The sequence below is a fragment of the Vibrio sp. 2134-1 genome (genome assembly GCF_033339495.1).
Window position 1 is genome coordinate 1 of the sequence record NZ_JAWOUS010000916.1, and the last position, 528, is coordinate 528.

The 528-nt window shown below is 46.8% G+C and carries 1 pseudogene; it reads right to left on the reverse strand.

Annotated elements, in window-relative coordinates:
• Positions 1 to 528, reverse strand: a pseudogene (locus R7R78_RS29245) (1-deoxy-D-xylulose-5-phosphate synthase); the annotation flags it as partial.

The following is a 528-nucleotide window of genomic DNA, read 5'->3' on the forward strand; positions in this document are numbered from 1 at the left end:
AAAGCTAAGATCAAATGCACCTTGGTGTGTTTGACCATCTGCACCGACCAAACCTGCGCGGTCGATAGCGAACATTACTGGTAAGTCCATGATAGCGATGTCATGGATAAGTTGATCGTAACCACGTTGCAAGAAGGTTGAGTAGATAGCAACGATCGGATGATCGCCAGCAATTGCCATACCCGTTGCAAGTGTCACAGCGTGTTGCTCTGCAATTGCCACATCAAAGTATTGGTCTGGGTACTCTTTCGAGAAACGTACCATGCCAGAACCTTCACGCATTGCTGGCGTAATTGCCATTAGCTTAGGATCTTGCGCTGCCATGTCACATAAGAAGTCACCAAAAATCTTTGAGAAAGTTGGTTTGCCGCCACTGCTTTTTGGTAAGCAGTTATGGCTTGGATCGAACTTAGGGACGCCGTGGTAGCCAATAGGATCTTTCTCTGCTGGCTCATAACCTTTACCTTTCTTGGTCATGATGTGCAGGAACTGAGGGCCTTTAAGCTCACGCATGTTCTTCAGTGTTTT